The following is a 19,308-nucleotide window of genomic DNA, read 5'->3' on the forward strand; positions in this document are numbered from 1 at the left end:
AAGCGGTCATTTTAGTGCGCCCGTGCGATATATGTTCCGGAGGCGGGTGTTTTATGGGCGGGGTTTCAGGAGTGCCCTTCGCTTTCGTGCTCCCCGCTTTTCGCGCCGTTGAACACCTTGACCGTTAGTTGCACCCGCAATCCGGCATGCGGCCGCGGCCACGCGGCACGTGCGCCACCGCGATCAGCCCCGCCGCGCCCGCCAGCAGCGCGAGTGCGGCCAGCCACAGCGCCGGCGAAAACGATCCCGTATGCGCCGCAATCGGCGCGGCCACGAGCGGACCGGCGATCTGACCGATGCCATAGGCCGCCGTCGCGTAACCCATCAAACCCGCCGCGTCGTCGCCACGCAGACGCCGCGCCTCGCGCATCGCAAACAGCGTGATCGCGGTGAACGGCAGGCCGATCAGGATGCTGCCGAGCGAAAAACCGCCCGCCGTCGGCCACACGATGCCGAGCGCGATGCCCAACGCCTGCAGCACATAGCAGCCCGCGAGCAGCACGCGGTTATCCCAATGCGTAGGCAGGCGCGCGCCCGCCAGTGCGCCGACGATCAGCGCGGCGCCGAACATCGGCCAGAACAGGTCCGGCCACGCCGAACCCGGCAACGCGTGCCGCGCGATAACGGGCAGGAAAGTCGCGGTGATGATGTAGCCGAAGCCGGGAATGCCGTAGAGGAGGATCAGCCAGAACGCGTCGGCCCGATGGGCGGCGGGAGTCGGGTGAGCGTGGGCTGGGTGGGGCTGGGCTACGTTCGCCTGGAATGCGGCGGCGGCTTTTTCACTGGCGACGTTTGCGGTGGCGGCCTTTGCGGTGGTGGCCTTTGCGGTAGCGGTCATCCCAACGGTCTTCGCGGCGGCCCTTGCGGCAGCCTTCTCCGCAGCAAGCTTCGCCGCCTTCACACGCGGCGCGTCGCCGAACACCGGCCAGACCAGCGCCGCCAACACCGCGCCGATCACCCCAAAGCCGATCCACCCCACCTGTGCGCCGTAACCGCCCGCGACGCTGACCAGCAAGCCCGTCCCGACGATGCCCACGCCCGGCCCCGTGTAAATCACCCCGCTCCACGCGTGCGCGCCGAGTTCGGCGAGCCGCCGCAAACCCCACTGCGAAGCGAACACGAAGGTCCACGCGCTGACTGCGCCAGCGACGAAGCGCACCACCGCCCATACCCAGAACTGTCCCGTGACGCCCATTGCGAGCGTCAGCAGAACCGTCGCGACGAGCCCCACGCGCACCATGCGCGCCGGATCGGTGCGCAGCGCCGCGCACGTCACCGCACCGGCGAAATAGCCGGCGTAATTGAACGACGCCAACCAGCCGCCTTGCTGGATGTCGAGATGCGGTTGACCGGACGCGGCGCCGTGCAGCATCAGCGGCAGCAGCGGCGTGAAGGCAAAGCGCCCGATGCCGAGCACGACGGCCAGCGTCACCATGCAGGCGAGCGCGGCGCGCCGGGCGGCGTGCGGCTCATGGAAGCGTTCGTATGGATGAGAGGCGAGGTCGTTCATGGCGGACGGTAAAACAACAGTGAATTGAAACTATGGTAGCTTGACCAAGCAATCTCTAAAAATGAATAATTAGGATATCAACCATCGCTCGGAGAGAATCATGGATCTGGCCGCCCTGACTATTTTTCGCGCTGTCGTACGGGAAAATGGCGTGACGCGTGCCGCCGCCAAGCTCAATCGCGTGCAATCGAACGTGACGACGCGCATCAAGCAGCTCGAAGAGCAGCTCGGCACCGACCTTTTCATCCGCGACGGCCGCCGTCTCGTGCTGACGCCGGCGGGCGAAACGCTGCTGCCCTACGCGGAGCGCCTGCTCGCACTCGCCGACGAGGCGCGTCACGCGGTGCGCGAGGATCGTCCGAGCGGGCGTCTGCGGCTGGGTACGATGGAAAGTGTCGCGGCGACGCGTCTGCCCGGGCTACTCGCGCAATATCACCAGCAGTGGCCCGCCGTCGCGCTGGAACTGGAGACCGGCACGACCGGCAAGCTGATCGAGCGGGTGCGCGAGTTCGAAGTGGATGCCGCGCTGGTCGCGACGCCGCTCGACCCGGCCGTGCTCAACGATCTGTTCGAGACCGTGCCGATCTTTCGCGAGGAACTGGTGATGCTGACGCCGCGCGGACATCGGCCGATTCGCGAGGTGCGCGACGTATCGCTATCGACGCTGATCGCGTTCGAGCGCGGCTGCGCTTACCGCTCGTATATCGAGAAGTGGTATCTGGAACACGGCGTGCGGCCAGCGCGGGTGCTGGAACTCGGCTCGTATCACGCGATCGTCGCGTGCGTGGCGGCTGGCGCCGGCGTCGCGGTTGCGCCGCGTTCGGTGCTGGATCTGCAGGCCGACGCGAGCAATATCGCGGTGCACGAGTTGCCCGATATCGGCATGATCGAGACGCTGCTGGTCTGGCGGCGCGGACATTTTTCGTCGGCGCTCAATGCGTTGCGGCAGACGCTGGTGGCGTCGGAGGATGCGGCGCCGACGGCCGAGGCAGCCGGGACAGATTTGCCGCGCGCAGATGCGGCGGCGCGAGTGAATGCAGATGTTGTCTGATTGTTGAATCCCGGCGGGGAAAGGATCCGGCGCTGGCGCTGCTTACTGCTGCCGCGCACTACCCTGACTCACTACTCTGGCTCACTACCCTGACTCGCTGGCGTAACTCACTGCTGTAACCCGCTGCCGCAAAAGCGCAGGGGCCACGCGCTACGCCGCTCTTACCGGCGCGCCGCGTGGCCCCTGCGGGTCGCTCGTGGTTCCTCTATCAAACCCGGCTCAACGTCGAATCAAGCCGGGTTCAACCCCGCATCACAAATCAAAGCTGCCCTTCGACCCAGGCCTTGACTCCCGCGAGCGCCGCGGGCAGTTTAGCCGGCTCGGTACCGCCAGCCTGAGCCATGTCCGGACGGCCGCCGCCCTTGCCGCCGACCTGCTGGGCGACGAAGTTGACCAGTTCGCCCGCCTTGACCTTCTTGCTCGCGTCAGCGGTCACACCAGCAATCAGGCTAACCTTGCCGCCTTCGACAGCAGCCAGCACGATGGCCGCGCTCTTGAGCTTGTCCTTGAGCTTGTCGACCGTTTCACGCAGCGTCTTGACGTCCGCGCCATCGAGCGTCGCGGCCAGCACATGCACGCCGCCGACTTCGATGGCCTGGCCCGCGAGTTCGTCGCCCTGGCTCGACGCCATCTTCGATTTCAGCGCGCTCAGTTCTTTCTCGAGCGCCTTGACTTGATCCTGCACCTGGCCGATGCGCTGCGTCAGTTCCGCCGGTTGCGCCTTGAGCGCCGCCGCGGCCGCGTTGACGCGCGCTTCCAGTTCCTGCACATAGCGCACCGCGTTGTCGCCGGTGATCGCTTCCAGGCGACGGATACCCGCCGCCACACCGCCTTCCATCACGATCTTGAAGAAGCCGATGTCGCCCGAGCGGCTCACGTGCGTGCCGCCGCACAGTTCACGCGAGAAGCCGAGGTCGAGCACGCGCACTTCGTCGCCGTACTTTTCGCCGAACAGCGCCATCGCGCCGCCCTTCACCGCTTCGTCATACGACATCAAACGCACGATGCCGGGCGCGTTGGCGAGCACTTCGGCGTTGACGATTTCCTCGACACGGCGAATCTGCTCGTCCGTCATCGGCGCGTTATGCGCGAAGTCGAAGCGGGTCTTCTCGGCATCGACGAGCGAGCCCTTCTGCTGCACGTGCGCGCCGAGCACCTCACGCAGCGCCTTGTGCATCAGGTGCGTGGCCGAGTGGTTGCGAGCCGTGCGGGCGCGGCGCACCGCGTCGATTTCCGCCTTGACGATGTCGCCGACCTTCAGCGTGCCCTGCTCCAGCGTGCCGTGATGGCCGACCACGTCGGCCTGCACCTTCAGCGTATTGGCGACCGCAAAGCGCGTGCTTGCGTTCGCGAGCACGCCCTGGTCGCCGACCTGGCCGCCCGACTCCGCATAGAACGGCGTGTGATCGAGCACGACGACAGCCTGCTGGCCGGTGTGCGCCTGCTGCACCGACGCGCCGTCCACGTAGAGCGCGATCACCTTCGCGTCGTCGAAGACGATTTCCTCGTAGCCGTGGAACGTGGTCTTCGCGCCCGAGTATTCGAGGCCCTGCGCCATCTTGAACTTGCCCGCCGCGCGTGCCTGCTCGCGCTGGCGCGCCATGGCTTCGTCGAAGGCCGGTTCGTCGACCGTGACTTCGCGCTCGCGGCACACGTCCGCGGTCAGGTCGAGCGGGAAGCCATAGGTGTCGTGCAGCTTGAACGCGAGTTCGCCGTCGAGCGTCTTGCCGCTGGTTTTGCCACCTGCTGCTTCGAGGTCGGCGAGTGCGGCCTCGAGAATCGACATGCCGTGCTCGATCGTCTCGAAGAAGCGCTCTTCTTCCTGGCGCAGCACGTCGGTGACGCGTTGCTCGGCCTGCTTCAGTTCCGGATACGCATCGCCCATCTGCGCGACGAGGTCGGCGACGAGGCGATGGAAGAACGAACCCCTCTTGCCGAGCTTGTAGCCATGGCGGATCGCGCGGCGCACGATACGGCGCAGCACGTAGCCGCGGCCCTCGTTGCCCGGAATCACGCCGTCGACGATCAGGAACGAGCACGCGCGGATGTGGTCCGCAATCACCTTCAGCGAGTTGTTCGTGAGATCGCTCACGCCCGTTTCGCGGCCCGCGGCCTCGATGAGCGCCTGGAACAGGTCGATCTCGTAGTTGCTGTGCACGTGCTGCAGCACTGCGGCGATACGTTCGAGGCCCATGCCGGTGTCCACGCACTGCTTGGGCAGCGGCGTCATGTTGCCTTGCGCGTCGCGGCTGAACTGCATGAACACGAGATTCCAGATCTCGATATAGCGGTCGCCGTCTTCCTCAGGCGATCCCGGAGGACCACCCCACACGTCCGGGCCGTGGTCGTAGAAGATTTCCGAGCACGGGCCGCACGGGCCGACGTCGGCCATCTGCCAGAAGTTGTCCGACGCGTAGCGCGCGCCCTTGTTGTCGCCGATGCGGATGATGCGCTCGACCGGCACGCCCACTTCCTTCGCCCAGATGTCGTGCGCTTCGTCGTCTTCCTGATAGACGGTGACCCAGAGCTTCTCTTTGGGCAGCTTGTAGACCTCGGTCAGCAGTTCCCACGCGTAGTGGATCGCGTCGCGCTTGAAGTAGTCGCCGAACGAGAAGTTGCCGAGCATCTCGAAGAACGTGTGGTGACGCGCGGTGTAGCCGACGTTTTCCAGATCGTTGTGCTTGCCGCCGGCGCGCACGCTGCGCTGCGCGGTCGTGGCGCGCGAATACGGACGCGATTCCGCGCCGAGGAACACGTCTTTGAACTGCACCATGCCCGAGTTGGTGAAGAGCAGCGTCGGGTCGTTGCCGGGCACGAGGCTCGACGAACGGACGATCGTGTGGCCCTTCGATTCGAAGAACTTGAGGAATTTCTCGCGGATTTCAGCGGCTTTCATAGCGTGCGGGGGGACGGGTCCTGACTATTCCTGACTGTTACCGGCTGCATCGTGAGATGCGCCAACTGTTTGTTTCTTAACCGGCTGATTATACGGGATCGGCGAGCCTGCGCGGCGGCGCGCCCGGTGCAGCCAGCCATCCGGCCAGGTGCGGGCAGGCACGGCGAGACAGTCACGCGGCGTGTCGCCTCGCCCGATCCGCGCTATGACGTTCGGCTGAGTGCGTCCGCGGGCGGGAATCGCTTAAGATGGCTCATCCGCTGAACCTCGCACGACATCGCTTAAATCAGGAGACATTCAGGAATATGGGCGCTCTCAGTCACATCCGCGTGCTGGATCTCACCCGCGTGCTCGCCGGCCCGTGGTGCGCGCAGACCCTCGCCGATTTCGGCGCCGACGTCATCAAGATCGAACGTCCCGAAGTCGGCGACGACACCCGCCACTGGGGGCCGCCCTATCTGAAAACGCCCGAAGGCGCGGACACGCGCGAGGCCGCCTACTATCTCGCGGCGAACCGCAACAAGCGCTCGGTCACGGTCGATATCGCGTCGCCCGAAGGCCAGCGCATCATCCGCGAGCTGGCCGCGCAAAGCGACGTGGTGCTCGAGAACTACAAGGTCGGCCAGTTGAAGAAGTACGGGCTCGACTATGAATCGCTCAAAGAAGTGAAGCCCGACCTGATCTACTGCTCGGTCACGGGCTTCGGGCAAACCGGGCCGTATGCGCAGCGCGCCGGCTACGACTTCATCGTGCAGGGCATCGGCGGCTTCATGAGCATCACCGGCGAGCGCGACGGCCAGCCGGGCGGCGGTCCGCAGAAGGCCGGCGTCGCGATCGCCGACCTCATGACCGGCATGTATTCGACCATTGCCGTGCTCACTGCGCTCACGCACCGCGACCGCACGGGCGAAGGCCAATACATCGACATGGCACTGCTCGACGTGCAGGTTGCGATGCTCGCCAACATGAATTCGAACTACCTCGCGAGCGGCCGGCCACCGGTGCGCTGGGGCAATGCGCATCCGAACATCGTGCCCTACCAGACCTTCCAGACGAGCGACGGCTGGATCATCGTCGCGGTCGGCAACGACGGGCAGTTCCGCAAATTCGTCGAAGTGGGCAGCCGCCCGGAACTCGCCGACGACGACCGCTTCGCGACCAACCCCGCGCGCGTACGCAACCGCGACATCCTCGTGCCGATCCTCGCTGAGATGGTGCGCCTGCAAGGCAAGCAGCAATGGATCGCCACGCTCGAAGCGGCGGGCGTGCCGTGCGGACCGATCAACGACCTCGACGAGGTGTTCGAGAACGAGCAGGTGGTGGCGCGCGGCCTGCAGGTCGATCTGCCGCATCCGTCGGGCGGCACCGTCAAGCTCGTGCGCAATCCGATCAACATGACCGGCACGCCGCCGCAGGCGCTGAGTCATCCGCCACTGCTCGGCGAGCATACCGAGCGTGTCTTGCACGACGTGCTTGGGTATGACGCGGCGCGCATCGAGGAGCTGAAGAGAAAATCGGTGATCTGACGGGAGAGACTGGAGACCGTGCCGGTTGAGCGGCTACGCTTTAGCCGGCTCCAGCCGCCTCGTGGCGCGCTTGCGCGAGCGCAAGGCTGTCGTGGCTGTCGTGGCTGCCGCGTTAGTCGCGATGTTCCACCGCGCGGTCCGGCAGCATCACGGATGCGGCAGCCCTGCTCCCCTTGCCGATGCCGGCGCCGCCGGGCTCAAGCCCAACGCGCCGCCCCCAGCGAAGCCAGCCAGCTTCTCCCTTCGTCCCAGTCGCCGAGGCCGCTGTCCGCGTTGATATGGCCGCGCGCGCCGAGGCCGATCCAGCGGCTGCCCCACGCGTTCGCGCAGCTTTGCGAAAACGGCACGCCGCCATACGGGTCGTCGCTGCTTGCCACGACGATCGTCGCGAACGGCAGGCGGCGCGTGAGCGGCACTGGCGCGAAGCCGGCCGCGTCCGGCGGGAAATGAGGCTCGGCGGGATCGGGCACGGCAACCAGCAACGCGCCTGCCACCTTCGCGAGTTGCGCCGCGCTCGCGTAGTGCAAGGCCCAGAAGGCCGTGGTCAGGCAGCCGAGGCTATGGGCGGCGAACACGACAGGCGCTTCGGCGGCGGCCACCGCGGCGTCGAGCGTGCGGCACCATGCGTCGCGCGAAGGATGGTCCCAGTCCGGCATCCGCACGCGCGCGAACGCCGGATCGAGCGCTTCCCAGCGCGTTTGCCAGTGCCCTGCGCCGGAGTTCAGATACCCGGGCAGCACGAGTGTGTTCAGTTTTTGTCCGCTCATCGCGCTTCCCGCGCTCCGCGTTGGTGGTGTGTCTATTGCAAATCCGGTGCGAATCCGGTGCGAATCTGCAACGGGTCTGCCGCAAATCCGCCCACGGCGAATTACCCGTTGCAGTTCGTTCGACCGAACCGCCAACCGCCTACCGTATCACCCGCGCCACCCCGGCGCCGCGCGGATCGCTCGCCGGCTCGGGCGTCGTGCCATCGACGCGAATCATCTGCACGTCGCCGTTGAACGACTGCTGTTCGAGCGTGTAGCCGAGCGCCTTCAACTGCGCGGCCAGATCATCCGGAACAGGATGGTACGGCTCGAAGTAGATCGTCTTCTGCGGCAGCAACTGATGATGAAAACGCATCGCGGCAAGGGCGTCCGTGGGCGTCATGCCGAAGTCGTACAGATTCGTCATCACCTGGAAAATCGTCGTCAGGATGCGCGAGCCACCGGGCGTGCCGATCGCGAGCGCGACCTTGCCGTCCTTCAGCAGCAGCGTGGGCGTCATCGACGAAACCGGGCGGCGCCCCGGCGCGACCGCGTCGAGGTCCGCGCCGGCCGCGCCAGGCGTGGCGGCCGCGCCATTGACGGCCGGCTTGATGACGAAATCGTCCATCGCATCGTTGAGCAGGAAACCGCCGCCGTCCACCACGACGCCCGAACCGAAATCGCCGTTCAGCGTGTAGGTGTTCGACACGGCATTGCCCCACTTGTCGACTACCGAGAAATGCGTGGTCTGCGCCTTCTCGGCCGCCGCCTCGCCGAGACCGGGCTTGACCGGCGCCGCGCCCGGCACTTCGTCGGGTTTGACTTCGTCCGCGCGTTGCGCGAGGTACGCGTCGTCGATCAGCTTCGCGGCCGGCACCGGGGTCGCGTCCGGATCGCCGATGTAGCGCTGCCGGTCGGCGAACACGCGGTCCTCGATCTGCGCGATCAGGTGAATGTACGGCGCCGAATTCAGCGCGAGGCCGTCGAACGCGGGCTTCAGATCGGCCTTCATCTTCAGCATCTGGATCAGCCCGATGCCGCCCGAGCTCGGCGGCGGCGCGGTAATCACGCGGTAGCCGTTCCAGTCGGCGGCGAGCGGCTCGCGCCACACCGCTTTGTACTGCATCAGGTCCTGCTTCGTAACGATCCCATGACCATACATCTGCTGCGCGATCAGCTCCGCGGTGTGCCCTTCGTAAAACTCACGGCCGCCGTCGCTCGCGATCCGCGAGAGCGTTTGCGCAAGCTCCGGCTGACGCAGCGTCGCGCCCGCCTTCAGGTTCGCGAAATACGCATCGAAATTGGTGCGGCCGGCGAAACTCTTCGCGGCCACATCACGGCGCTGCGGCAGGCGCGAGTCGACCTGGAAGCCGTCGGTCGCATAGTGGATCGCGGGCGCGAGCACCTGCTTCCATTTGAGCTTGCCGAAACGCCGCTGCGCTTCCCACATGCCGTCGACCGTGCCCGGCACGGCTACCGCGCGATAGCCGACGGTGCTCGTGCCGGGCAACACGTTGCCCTTATCGTCGAGATACATGTCGCGGGTCGCCTGCTGCGGCGCTTGCTCGCGGTAGTCGAGAAAATACGGTTTGCCGTCCACGAACAGCGTCATGAACCCGCCCCCGCCGATGTTGCCCGCATCGGGCCGCGTCACGGCCAGCGTGAAGGCGATCGCGACGGCGGCATCGACCGCGTTGCCGCCTTCGGCGAAGATCTGCTGCGCGGCGTCAGCGCTATAGCTGTCGGGCACGGCTACCGCCGACGCGTCGAGCGCGGGCTTCGGCGGCGGCGTTTTCGCTGCGGCGGGAAGCGGCGCGGCAAGACTCCCGGCCAACGCGGCGAACCACGCCGAAGCGAGCGCGATGCGGATTCGGGAAGAGAACGGACCCGCCGAGGAAGCGGAAGCGAAAAGCGCGCGGGACGCGCCGTGCATCGGGACAGACATCCGAGAAACTCCGGCAACGAGGGCAGCCATGGTGCACGAACGGCTGGGGTTCGCGCAAGGCGACAGGAACAGGGACGGGCAAAGCGGCGTGCGGCAGCGCAAGCCAGGCGGCACAAGCCACCGTGCGCAATGCGCCACGCGCCGCGCGGAAAGACGGACCGCCAGGCGGGCTATGCCGCTCGCATCCTAAGTCGCCGGCGCGCAGCCCGACAAACCGTTTTACCTCCTGTTACAGCACCGGTACAGCATAGCCTGAAGCGCCGCCAGGCTGCCCCTTGCCGCCTCCGCCCCGCGCAAAACGCTCGCGCGCGTTGGCCTCGCGCCGCACCGGCCTGCCGCGAGCGGGCTCGTCAGGTAGAATTGAATGCTTAGCGGGCGCATTGCGCGACCCCACGGACTCTCACCTTCTCGCATGAATACCGAACGCAAAGACGCTGAACGCAACGACGCGCCCGCGGCATCCAATTTCATCCGCAACATCATCGACGACGACAACCGCACCGGCAAGTGGAGCCAGCGCGTCGAAACGCGCTTCCCGCCCGAGCCGAACGGCTATCTGCACATCGGTCACGCGAAGAGCATCTGCCTGAATTTCGGCGTCGCGCGCAGCTATGGCGGCGTGTGCCATCTGCGCTTCGACGACACCAATCCGGAGAAGGAAAGCGTCGAGTACGTCGACTCGATCGTCGACTCGGTGCGCTGGCTCGGCTTCGAATGGGCAAAGGACCGCACTGAGCATCTGTACTACGCGAGCGACTACTACGACAAGCTGTACGAGTTCGCCGAACTGCTGATCCAGCGCGGCAAGGCATACGTTGACAGCCAGTCGGCCGAGGAAATCCGCGCGAACCGCGGCTCGGCTACCGAAGTCGGCACGCCGTCGCGCTTTCGCGAGCGCACGGTCGAGGAAAATCTCGACCTGTTCCGCCGCATGAAGGCGGGCGAGTTCAAGGAAGGCGAGCACGTGCTGCGCGCGAAGATCGACATGGGCTCGCCGAACTTCAACATGCGCGACCCGGTGATCTACCGCATTCGCTTCGCGCATCATTACCGCACCGGCGACACCTGGTGCGTGTACCCGATGTACGACTACACGCACTGCATCTCGGACGCGCTCGAAAACATCACGCATTCGCTGTGCACGCTCGAGTTCGAAGACCACCGGCCGCTCTACGACTGGATCCTGAACGAACTGGCCGAAGCCGGCGTCTTCACGCGCCCGCTGCCGCAGCAAATCGAGTTTTCGCGCCTGAACCTGACCTACGCGATCACGAGCAAGCGCAAGCTGCTGCAACTCGTCACCGAAGGCCACGTGGACGGCTGGGACGACCCGCGCATGCCGACCATCGTCGGCGTGCGGCGGCGCGGCTTCACGCCCGAGGCGATCCAGCTGTTCTGCGAGCGCATCGGCGTGACCAAGGTCGATTCGTGGATCGACATGAGCGTGTTCGAAGGCGCGCTGCGCGACGACCTCGACGCGAAGGCGCCGCGCACCGTCGCCGTGCTCGACCCGGTCAAGCTCATCATCGACAACTTCCCCGAGAACCTCACCGAGCAGTGCAGCGCGCCGGTGCATCCGCATCACCCGGAACAGGGCCTGCGCGAATTCCCGATTTCGCGCGAACTGTGGATCGAGCGCGAGGACTTCACGGAAACGCCGCCGAAGGGCTACTTCCGCCTGTTCCCGGGCAACAAGGTGCGCCTGCGCTATGGCTACGTGATCGAATGCACGCACGCGGACAAGGACGAGAACGGCAACGTCGTCGCGGTGCACTGCAACTACTTCCCGGACAGCAAGTCGGGCACCGAAGGCGCGAACAACTACAAGGTCAAGGGCAATATCCACTGGGTCAGCGCGGCGGCGGCATGCCCGGCCGAAGTGCGCCTCTACGACCGTCTGTTCAAGGAGCCGCAGCCGGACGCGGGCGGGCGCGACTTCCTCGAGGCGCTGAATCCGGATTCGAAGCGTGTGGTCCAGGCCTACCTCGAAACGGGCGCGCGCCATGCGCTGCCGGAGCAGCGCTACCAGTTCGAACGCCACGGCTACTTCGTCGCCGACCGCGTCGATTCGCAACCGGGTAAGCCCGTATTCAACCGCATCGTCAGTCTGCGCGACAGTTGGGGGAAGCCGGCGTAAGCCGGCGTCGATCTCGTCGGTGGCGTTCCTGACCGATCCGGGAGGTCCGATGAAAATCGCAGCACGCCGCGCAACAGGTACTGGGGATACGGCTCGAATCATCTATTGCCCGCGCTTTCCGCGCCGCGCGCTGGCACGTGCGGCGGCGAGCCGCACTACTCGCGTCCCTCACATCCCTCGTGCCCATCCTGAACCGTTCGCCCGGATCGCGGGCGCCGCGCGCGGCGTGCTCCTCGCGCTGGCCGCGTGCGGCGCGGTCTTGCTCAGCGGCACGGCCCACGCGGACGAACTCACCGGCACGCTGAAAAAAATCCACGACGACGGCGTTATCGCGCTCGGCGTGCGCGAGGCATCGATTCCTTTCTCCTACTTCGATGGCACGCGCACGGTCGGCTACTCGCAGGCGATCGCGATGCAGATCGTCGATGAAATCAGAAAGACGCTCGGCATACCGCAACTGCGGGTTCATGAGGTCACCGTGACCTCGGCGAACCGCGCGCCGATGCTGATGAACAACCAGATCGATCTGGAATGCGGCTCGACCACGCACACGGTCGAGCGCGAAAACGTCGTCGCCTTCTCGGACAGCTTCTTCCAGTACGCAGTGCGCATGATTACGCGCAAGAACAGCGGCATCACCGACTTCGCGGACCTGGCCGCGAAACCGGTCGTGACGACCGCGGGCACGTCCGACGAACGCCTGCTGCGCCGCCTCAATACCGACAAGCAGTTGAACATGCGCATCCTGAGCACGCGCGATCATCAGGAAGCGTTCACAGCGCTCAAGGAAGGCCGCGCAGTGGCCTTCGTGATGGACGAGCCGATCGTGTACGGCTTCAAGGCGGCCGACCCGCATCCCGACGATTTCGTCGTGACGGGCACGCCGCTCGGCTACGAAGTCTATGCGTGCATGTTCCGCAAAGGCGACGAGCCGTTCCGCGATCTCGTGAACCGCGTGATCGCGCACTCGCAGACGTCCGGCGATGCGGAGCGTCTGTACAAGCAGTGGTTCACAGAGCCCATCCCGCCGCTCGGCATCAATCTCAATTTCCCGATGTCGGAGTCGAACCGCGCGCTGTTCGCGCATCCGAACGACCGCGCGCTCGATTGAAGGCGACGCGCGTCGTTATTTGCTGGCTTTATTCGTTGCCGTTATTCGTCGCCGTTTCGTCTTAGCGAGCGATGCAGTTCCGCGAGCGACAACGTCGTCTCGAAGAGCCGTGTGAGACTGCGGCTCGCGTACTGGGGGATCTCTTCGATCGACGCCCAGCGGTACGCGTCCATTTCAGGGATCAGCGTGCCGTCCGAGCGGCGCGGAAACAGCGACGTGCAGGTGCAGACGCTCAGATCGAATTCACCGGCGCGCGCGCGCGCGGCGAACAGGTGCAAATCCTTGTCGCGCCGGTAGACGAAGAGGCCGAGATCTTTCAGGCGCTCGGGCTCGAGCGCGATGCCGGTCTCTTCCACCATCTCTCGCAGCGCAGTGACGCGCGGCAGCTCGCCCTCCTCGCCCTGTCCTTTTGGGATGTCCCAGTGCGACGTTTCCGTGGCGTGCGCGAGCAGCACCCGGCCGTCCGGGTCGAGCAGCACGATCCCGCATGACACGATTCGCGGGCTCATCGCCGCACCTCAACCTCGGCGCCCACCCCAGGCTCACCACAACGACGCGCAGCAACCGCACATAGCCGCAACGGCGCCAGAGCGGCGCGCGGCGCCGTCATCCCACGCATGCTCAGCGCTTCTGCAGGTGCCAGACTCCGCCGTCCTTGCAGAAGCTCGGACGCAGGTTCATCGACTGCCCCTTCGCATTGAGCACGACGGCAAGGGAACGGCAGGTGTGCCCGCCATCGGTCGAGGTGCTGTCCAGCGTGATGTTCGCGTCGATCTTCACGCTATTGCCGGTGCCTTCGTTGTCCCATGTGACGCTCTCGCCGTCTTTCTTGTCATCGAGCGCGCTGAAAACCGCGTGCTTGATCGAGTCGACGTCGCGCTGCTTCATGTAGGTGATCGGCGTGTCGTTCAGAAAACCGAGGTTCGCCGCCTGCGCGCCGATAGCGGCGCCCAGCAGCAGGCTCGCGGCACTCAGGCGGAACAGCACGCGGGTTCGCATCGACATGATGGGTTCTCCTCGAAAGAAAGTGTGCGCGGCGCTCGCGAGCGCGCGGCGGTTTTTGATCCAGACCTCAAAAGCATAGCATGCAGGCTTCCGGAGACTGTATGGCAAATGGCAGGGTGCGAGCGGCCGGCGGAATCGAAACGGAGATGCGCGACGGCGCCGGTTGCGAGGCCAAAGCAAGCTGCTAAGATGCGCCGAGTGCACGATGAACGCCTGTCCCGGCGCAACGTTGGGTCGACGATTGTGTCGGCGGCGGCGTCCCTTTTGAGCCTGGTTCTGAGCCTGGGAGTCTCGAATGGAAATGCAAGCATCGCATGGTCAAACGCGTGTCGCCGGTTGGAGGTGCATCTGCCACAGCCCGTCGTTTCTGCGGCTCAATGCGCGCCTGAGCGAGGCGCTCGGCGAGGCGCCGGAGCCGTCGTTCGGCCTGCCGTCCTCTTCCCATGACATCGTGCCGCGCGAGGCGAATGCAGCGAATGCGGCAACTCCGGCGGCCGCGGCCGGCGGGTCCGCACCAGCATCGCAAAGCGCAGCGCAAACCGCCTCGCAGCGAGGCGCGTCCGCCGCATCGCAACCCCATCCACCCGCCGTCGCCTTCACGAACATCCGTCTCTTCGACGGCAAGAGCAAAACGCTGCGCAGCGGGTATCGCGTCATCGTCAGCGGCAACACGATCACCGCCGTCGAGCCCGACGACGGCCAGAAGCTCGACGGCATGCAGGTGGTCGACGGCGGCGGACATACGCTGATGCCCGGGCTCATCGACGCGCACGCGCACATCATGATGACCTCGCTCCCGATGAATCAGTTGATGGTGGCCGACATCGGCTTCATTCATCTCGCCGCCGCGAGCGAAGCCGAACGCATGCTGATGCGCGGCTTCACGAGCATCCGCGACATGGCCGGGCCCGCGTTCTCGCTGAAGAAGGCGATCGATCTCGGCATGATGACGGGGCCACGCATCTGGCCGTCGGGCGCGATGATCTCGCAGACCTCGGGGCACGGCGACTTCCGCATGCCCTACGAGATTCCCTCGCATCCGGGACAATCGCTCTCGCGCGGCGAAACGCTCGGCGCCGGCGCGATCGCGGACGGCACGGCCGAAATCCTCAAACGCGCGCGCGAGCAGTTGATGCTCGGCGCGAGCCAGCTCAAGCTCGCGGCGGGCGGCGGCGTTGCGTCAAGCTACGACCCGCTCGACGTCTCCCAATACACCCAGGACGAGTTTCGCGCGGCCGTCGACGCCGCCGAGAACTGGGGCACCTATGTGGCCGTCCACGCGTATATGCCGCGCGCGATCCAGACGGCCGTGCGCGGCGGCGTCAGGTGCATCGAGCACGGCCAGTTGATGGATGAAGGCACCGCGAAGCTGCTCGCCGCCGAAGGTATCTGGATCAGCCTGCAGCCGTTTCTCGACGATGAAGACGCGATCTTCTTCCCCGAAGGTTCGCCCAGCCGGCTCAAGCAGATCGAGATGTCGAACGGCACGGACACGGCCTACGAACTCGCGAAAAAACACGGCCTGAAAACCGCATGGGGCACCGATACGCTGTTCGACGCGAAACTCGCGACTCGCCAGGGCGCGCAACTCGCGAAGATGGCGCGCTGGTACGAGCCCGCCGACGTGCTCACGATGGCGACCCGCATCAACGCGGAACTACTCGCGATGGCGGGACCGCGCAACCCCTACCCCGGCAAGCTCGGCGTGATCGAGGCGGGGGCGCTCGCGGACCTGCTGATCGTCAGGGGCGATCCGCTCGCGAACATCCAGCTTATCGCCGACCCCGCGAGCAATCTCGCGCTCATCATGAAGGACGGGCGGATTTTCAAGGATACGTTGGGAGTGGCGTTCAACTGATGCCGACGCAAGCGCGGCGGTATGGAAAACGGCTCGAAAACCCGACTGGCCCGGGATACCCGACCGGAACGAATCATGAATCAGTGTGCGTTAATGCCTGATGAGCAACCATGCAATGACGATCAGCAACCCTGCAATCACGCTTGCATAGCCCATATGCACGTATCGGAGCGTCCGCCTGTATCGCGAAGAAAAGAACGGCGCAAACTCTTTCATACGCTTGCCGAACACGCTGATGGGGTTCTCCATGAAAGACTCATAGGCACCCCTGTTACGCGTGTAGATAAGACGCTGCGATTCCTCGACCTTTCCCAATGTCACCAGTTCGGTTGACCGTGAGCTTTTCTTCACGCGGTAAAGATACATCGGCGCATCGATAAAGCGCACCTTCGATGCAGGGTTCAGAAGCCGCACGTAGAACTCCCAATCCTCGAACCCGTGAATCATTTCCGATGAATAGCCGCCGACACGAAAGAAGGCGTCGCGCCGGTACATGGTCGTATTGACGATCATGTTTTGCCAGAGCAGTTTTTCATAGCTGTACTCGGGCAAACGCCAGATTTTTTTCGACTCCCCGATACGCTGCGTTTTGCAGTGAACAAGATCGGTGTCCGGTTGTTCAGTGAAACACGCGAGGGCTCGCCGCAGAAAATCAGGGTGAATCTGGTCGTCACCATCGAGGGGGACGAACAGATCGCCACTTGCCTGCGCGAAGCCGAAATTTCGCGCCGCCGCGACGCCGCCGTTTTCCCTTGTGAACGACAGAAACCGGGGATCCTTCTCCGCATAGCGTTGAATAACAGCCGCTGATCCATCCGTCGAACCATCGTTGACAACGATACATTCCCAATCGGTGAACGACTGATGCAACACCGATTCGAGCGTTTCCGCGATGAATTCCTGCTGGTTAAAGCATGGAACAACGATAGATATTTTTGTCATGGCTCTACGCAATGTTGATGTGGTGCCGAGTCTAGCCTAGCGACGCTCTGAAGCGTCGCGAATTTCGACGGATGCGCATAGACGGGCACGAAAGCACGCGCGGTGCTGATGGGAATTGTCGCCGCGCTCACTTCAAGACGCGATCTGCCGGTTTGGCGCGGACGCTTGCTGACCGGAGTCGTCGGTCTTTTCGTTCGGGGATACGGGCGTCGTGACCAGGGATCACAGGGAGAGCAGGCGCCGTTACAGGCCATTGGAGACCATCGACAACACGCCTTTCCCGCTCGCGCGGAGCGCCGGCGCACGCGTGGAAAAGCGGCTTCGCTCATCTGCGCGCGAAAGAAGGATGGCTGCGGGACGCATCTCCAGGTTGCCTGCGCAGAGATGCCGCAAGAATGGTTCCGCGGCGAATAAAACCACTGCCCAGCACGAACCGACCCGCAAACCCTTACCAGTATTGGCACGGCAGGAGGGGCTCGAACCCCCGACCCTCGGCTTAGAAGCGATTCGCCCCATGCCCGTGGCACGGCACTCCAAGGCCGATGCTCTGCATTTTGCCACAATCTCGCCACACGGCGACCGACGAAAGGATCGCAATGGCAACTATCAAACACCGGGAAGGCAAGTGGCAATCCCAAGTTCGTAAGAAGAGATACGGTCGTGCATGAGCCAGGCATGTCCCGTGAATGAGGAATCGTCCTGCCCGGTGGCGTGCCCCAGGTCATCAAGCCCCGCTTGCCCGCTGGCAGGGACCGCCGCGCGCGGCGCGACGAGCTACAGGCAATCATTGACGCCACAGAATCCGAAGTGCTTGGGGATGTAGTGCGCTTCGCTGTCGCAACGGGAATGCGCCGAGGCGAGATAGTTACGTTGCGTTGGGAGTATGTCAACCTAGATAGGCGCACGGCGTATCTGCCTGTAACCAAGACAGACACGCCCCGCACTGTACCGCCACAGCGTGGCCGTAGCGGTCCTATAGGCCCGTAGAGAGGTCGGGTGTACGTACCCTTCCGTGACCGACAGCGCGGTCTCTCGGGCCTTTTGTCGCGCTGTACGGCGGGCACGCAAGACCTGCGAATCGACGTGCCGTGTATGGGATCGGCCCATAGATTCGCGCTGGCTTATCGGCATCCGATTCCACGATCTACGGCATGAGGCAACAAGCAGCCTTTTCGAACGCGGGCTTAACATGATGGAAGTGGCGAGTATCACGGGACATAAGCGCGCGGCAATCCCGGTGGACGCGGCGCGAAGATTGTGCGGTCCACCGATAGCACCGCACATGAGCCGCCAACGTTGGCACAGTAGGACATCTCGAAGGATCAGTCGTCGCAGTGGCAACAGCTTGCTGACGTGCCAAAGGAAACATTCGAAGCAGTTCTTGCGGACAAGAGCGAGCCGATCAGCGCGCAGCACGTGTTCGAGATGCGCGAGCCGGATGTGCTGCAACTGCGTGAATTGGGCGGAGCGCGAGGTGATCTGTCGGGCGATCCCGAGGCTGACTGATGCGCCGCCCGCTGGAAAAACGAAAGCCCCGGCTGCACGGTACAGTCCGGGGCTTCAGCACATGCTAGTGACGCGCGTCAATCGGGGCGTTTTGCCGCCGTCATCTGCCACATCAGCACAACCGCAGCGAATCCTGGTTACGGCTTCGCGCGGTTAAACGATTTGGCCGGCGCCTACACAGCAGGTTCGGAAATCATGTTCCGCCAGTCCCGGTGGGATGTTTGCTCCGATAGCATCGCCAAAGTCTCATGATCGCCAGATACGCCAGCACCGCCACGATCAGTTCGATAGTTATCCACACCATGATAAACAGGTCATCGGGATCGCGGATACCAAGCCAATCGGAGGCATTCCACCATGCACGCGCCTCGCTTTCCGACCAATCGTAATGGTACGGGCCGACATAAAGAATCGACAGAAAAAACAGGCCGAAAAACAATGCAACCTTGAAAAGCCTACGGACAAGTGTTGCCATATGTAACTACCTCGATCGTTCCGTACGCGTGGAGCCCTGAATTACGTACAGGGATAGTCGCGGTGTGTAGAAGCGCGTTCCGGATAGCCAAAAAATCAGTAAGGCGCGGCAGAGTGATGCAGCCTAACGAAGTACCGTGGCCGCCTGCCGGATGCAGGCGGAACTGCCCTCGCTTGACCCCATTGACCCACGTCACATCATCAATCGCCCCATCATCCCGATACAGGGCGAACCATTCGCCGTGATTCGACGGATGGCCCCAAATGGAATTCCACTCGTCTTTTAGCCACGCTAAAGCCTTTGAGCGGATGCCGCCAGTAGGACGCGCGACGATCCAGTATTTACCAGCGGGAATCGGACCGTTATTGGGCACCGCCGTGCAGCCGCCCCGATTGCGGTATTGCTTGTCGCCTGAATACGCGTTAAATGTGCCGAGGCCGACAAAGATGAGCGGTGATAGAGGCTCGTTATTTACCAGAAATTTTCCCGTATAAGCCATCCGTCTTGATGTTCTCCATTGGTAAATTTATGAGCGTTGCACAATTGCGGACCTTACTCGAGGAGATGCGCGCTATGCGAACGCTTCATTTTTTACCGAGG

The 19,308-nt window shown here is 64.3% G+C and carries 16 protein-coding genes; 7 read left to right on the forward strand and 9 right to left on the reverse strand.

Going from position 1 to position 19,308, the window contains the following annotated elements; genetic code table 11:
- Positions 1 to 124 precede the first annotated feature (124 nt).
- On the reverse strand, positions 125 to 1,510 hold the full coding sequence (locus B9Z01_RS03350; RefSeq protein ID WP_085480816.1) for a YbfB/YjiJ family MFS transporter: 1,386 nt from the start codon (positions 1,508 to 1,510) through the stop codon (positions 125 to 127).
- Between the two features lie 100 nt (positions 1,511 to 1,610).
- On the opposite strand from B9Z01_RS03350, the gene B9Z01_RS03355 reads away from it, so the two are divergent.
- Entirely contained in the window at positions 1,611 to 2,561 is a 951-nt protein-coding gene (locus B9Z01_RS03355; protein ID WP_085480817.1) for a LysR family transcriptional regulator, read from the forward strand.
- A gap of 259 nt (positions 2,562 to 2,820) precedes the next feature.
- Here B9Z01_RS03355 and alaS read toward each other — a convergent pair whose 3' ends face one another.
- Positions 2,821 to 5,457, reverse strand: coding sequence for an alanine--tRNA ligase (gene alaS, locus B9Z01_RS03360; RefSeq protein WP_085480818.1), 2,637 nt, complete (start codon positions 5,455 to 5,457; stop codon positions 2,821 to 2,823).
- A gap of 305 nt (positions 5,458 to 5,762) precedes the next feature.
- Here alaS and B9Z01_RS03365 point away from each other — a divergent pair, with 305 nt between their 5' ends.
- Complete coding sequence (locus tag B9Z01_RS03365; protein ID WP_085480819.1) at positions 5,763 to 6,983, forward strand: CaiB/BaiF CoA transferase family protein; 1,221 nt, start codon at positions 5,763 to 5,765, stop codon at positions 6,981 to 6,983.
- Positions 6,984 to 7,180: 197 nt separating this feature from the next.
- Here the strand turns inward: B9Z01_RS03365 and B9Z01_RS03370 are convergent, their stop codons facing one another.
- Together B9Z01_RS03370 and ggt are read right to left on the reverse strand one after the other, a co-directional pair.
- Entirely contained in the window at positions 7,181 to 7,750 is a 570-nt protein-coding gene (locus B9Z01_RS03370; protein ID WP_085480820.1) for an RBBP9/YdeN family alpha/beta hydrolase, read from the reverse strand.
- 139 nt (positions 7,751 to 7,889) lie between these two features.
- On the reverse strand, positions 7,890 to 9,674 hold the full coding sequence (ggt, locus tag B9Z01_RS03375; protein WP_085480821.1) for a gamma-glutamyltransferase: 1,785 nt from the start codon (positions 9,672 to 9,674) through the stop codon (positions 7,890 to 7,892).
- Between the two features lie 412 nt (positions 9,675 to 10,086).
- On the opposite strand from ggt, the gene B9Z01_RS03380 reads away from it, so the two are divergent.
- Positions 10,087 to 11,811: a glutamine--tRNA ligase/YqeY domain fusion protein gene (locus B9Z01_RS03380; RefSeq protein WP_085480822.1), complete on the forward strand. Its 1,725-nt coding sequence runs from the start codon at positions 10,087 to 10,089 to the stop codon at positions 11,809 to 11,811.
- Positions 11,812 to 11,860: 49 nt separating this feature from the next.
- The gene (locus B9Z01_RS03385) at positions 11,861 to 12,922 is read left to right on the forward strand and encodes a transporter substrate-binding domain-containing protein (protein ID WP_085480823.1); all 1,062 of its coding nucleotides are present in this window, start codon (positions 11,861 to 11,863) and stop codon (positions 12,920 to 12,922) included.
- A 41-nt stretch (positions 12,923 to 12,963) separates the two neighbouring features.
- On the opposite strand, the gene B9Z01_RS03390 is transcribed toward B9Z01_RS03385, so the two are convergent.
- Complete coding sequence (locus B9Z01_RS03390; RefSeq protein ID WP_085480824.1) at positions 12,964 to 13,431, reverse strand: NUDIX hydrolase; 468 nt, start codon at positions 13,429 to 13,431, stop codon at positions 12,964 to 12,966.
- A 112-nt stretch (positions 13,432 to 13,543) separates the two neighbouring features.
- On the reverse strand, positions 13,544 to 13,927 hold the full coding sequence (locus B9Z01_RS03395; protein ID WP_085480825.1) for a hypothetical protein: 384 nt from the start codon (positions 13,925 to 13,927) through the stop codon (positions 13,544 to 13,546).
- A 295-nt stretch (positions 13,928 to 14,222) separates the two neighbouring features.
- Between B9Z01_RS03395 and B9Z01_RS03400 the strand changes: the two genes are divergently transcribed.
- Positions 14,223 to 15,785 carry a metal-dependent hydrolase family protein gene (locus B9Z01_RS03400; RefSeq protein WP_143808804.1) on the forward strand — a complete coding sequence of 521 codons (1,563 nt, stop codon included), beginning with the start codon at positions 14,223 to 14,225 and terminating at the stop codon, positions 15,783 to 15,785.
- 90 nt (positions 15,786 to 15,875) lie between these two features.
- On the opposite strand, the gene B9Z01_RS03405 is transcribed toward B9Z01_RS03400, so the two are convergent.
- Complete coding sequence (locus B9Z01_RS03405) at positions 15,876 to 16,727, reverse strand: glycosyltransferase family 2 protein (protein WP_085480826.1); 852 nt, start codon at positions 16,725 to 16,727, stop codon at positions 15,876 to 15,878.
- An 822-nt stretch (positions 16,728 to 17,549) separates the two neighbouring features.
- Here B9Z01_RS03405 and B9Z01_RS36040 point away from each other — a divergent pair.
- Both B9Z01_RS36040 and B9Z01_RS35405 read left to right on the forward strand, forming a co-directional pair.
- Positions 17,550 to 17,714: a tyrosine-type recombinase/integrase gene (locus B9Z01_RS36040; RefSeq protein ID WP_244195927.1), complete on the forward strand. Its 165-nt coding sequence runs from the start codon at positions 17,550 to 17,552 to the stop codon at positions 17,712 to 17,714.
- A 366-nt stretch (positions 17,715 to 18,080) separates the two neighbouring features.
- Positions 18,081 to 18,233, forward strand: a complete 153-nt coding sequence (locus B9Z01_RS35405) for a hypothetical protein (RefSeq protein ID WP_167387405.1) — start codon at positions 18,081 to 18,083, stop codon at positions 18,231 to 18,233.
- Positions 18,234 to 18,426: 193 nt separating this feature from the next.
- Here B9Z01_RS35405 and B9Z01_RS03415 read toward each other — a convergent pair whose 3' ends face one another.
- The gene (locus B9Z01_RS03415; protein ID WP_085480827.1) at positions 18,427 to 18,708 is read right to left on the reverse strand and encodes a hypothetical protein; all 282 of its coding nucleotides are present in this window, start codon (positions 18,706 to 18,708) and stop codon (positions 18,427 to 18,429) included.
- Positions 18,689 to 19,207, reverse strand: coding sequence for a DUF2778 domain-containing protein (locus B9Z01_RS03420; protein ID WP_085480828.1), 519 nt, complete (start codon positions 19,205 to 19,207; stop codon positions 18,689 to 18,691). The genes B9Z01_RS03415 and B9Z01_RS03420 overlap by 20 nt, the downstream gene beginning before the upstream one ends.
- Positions 19,208 to 19,308: the final 101 nt, after the last annotated feature.

This window comes from Paraburkholderia susongensis (genome assembly GCF_900177725.1).
In the GTDB taxonomy this organism is placed as follows: Bacteria; Pseudomonadota; Gammaproteobacteria; order Burkholderiales; family Burkholderiaceae; genus Paraburkholderia; species Paraburkholderia susongensis.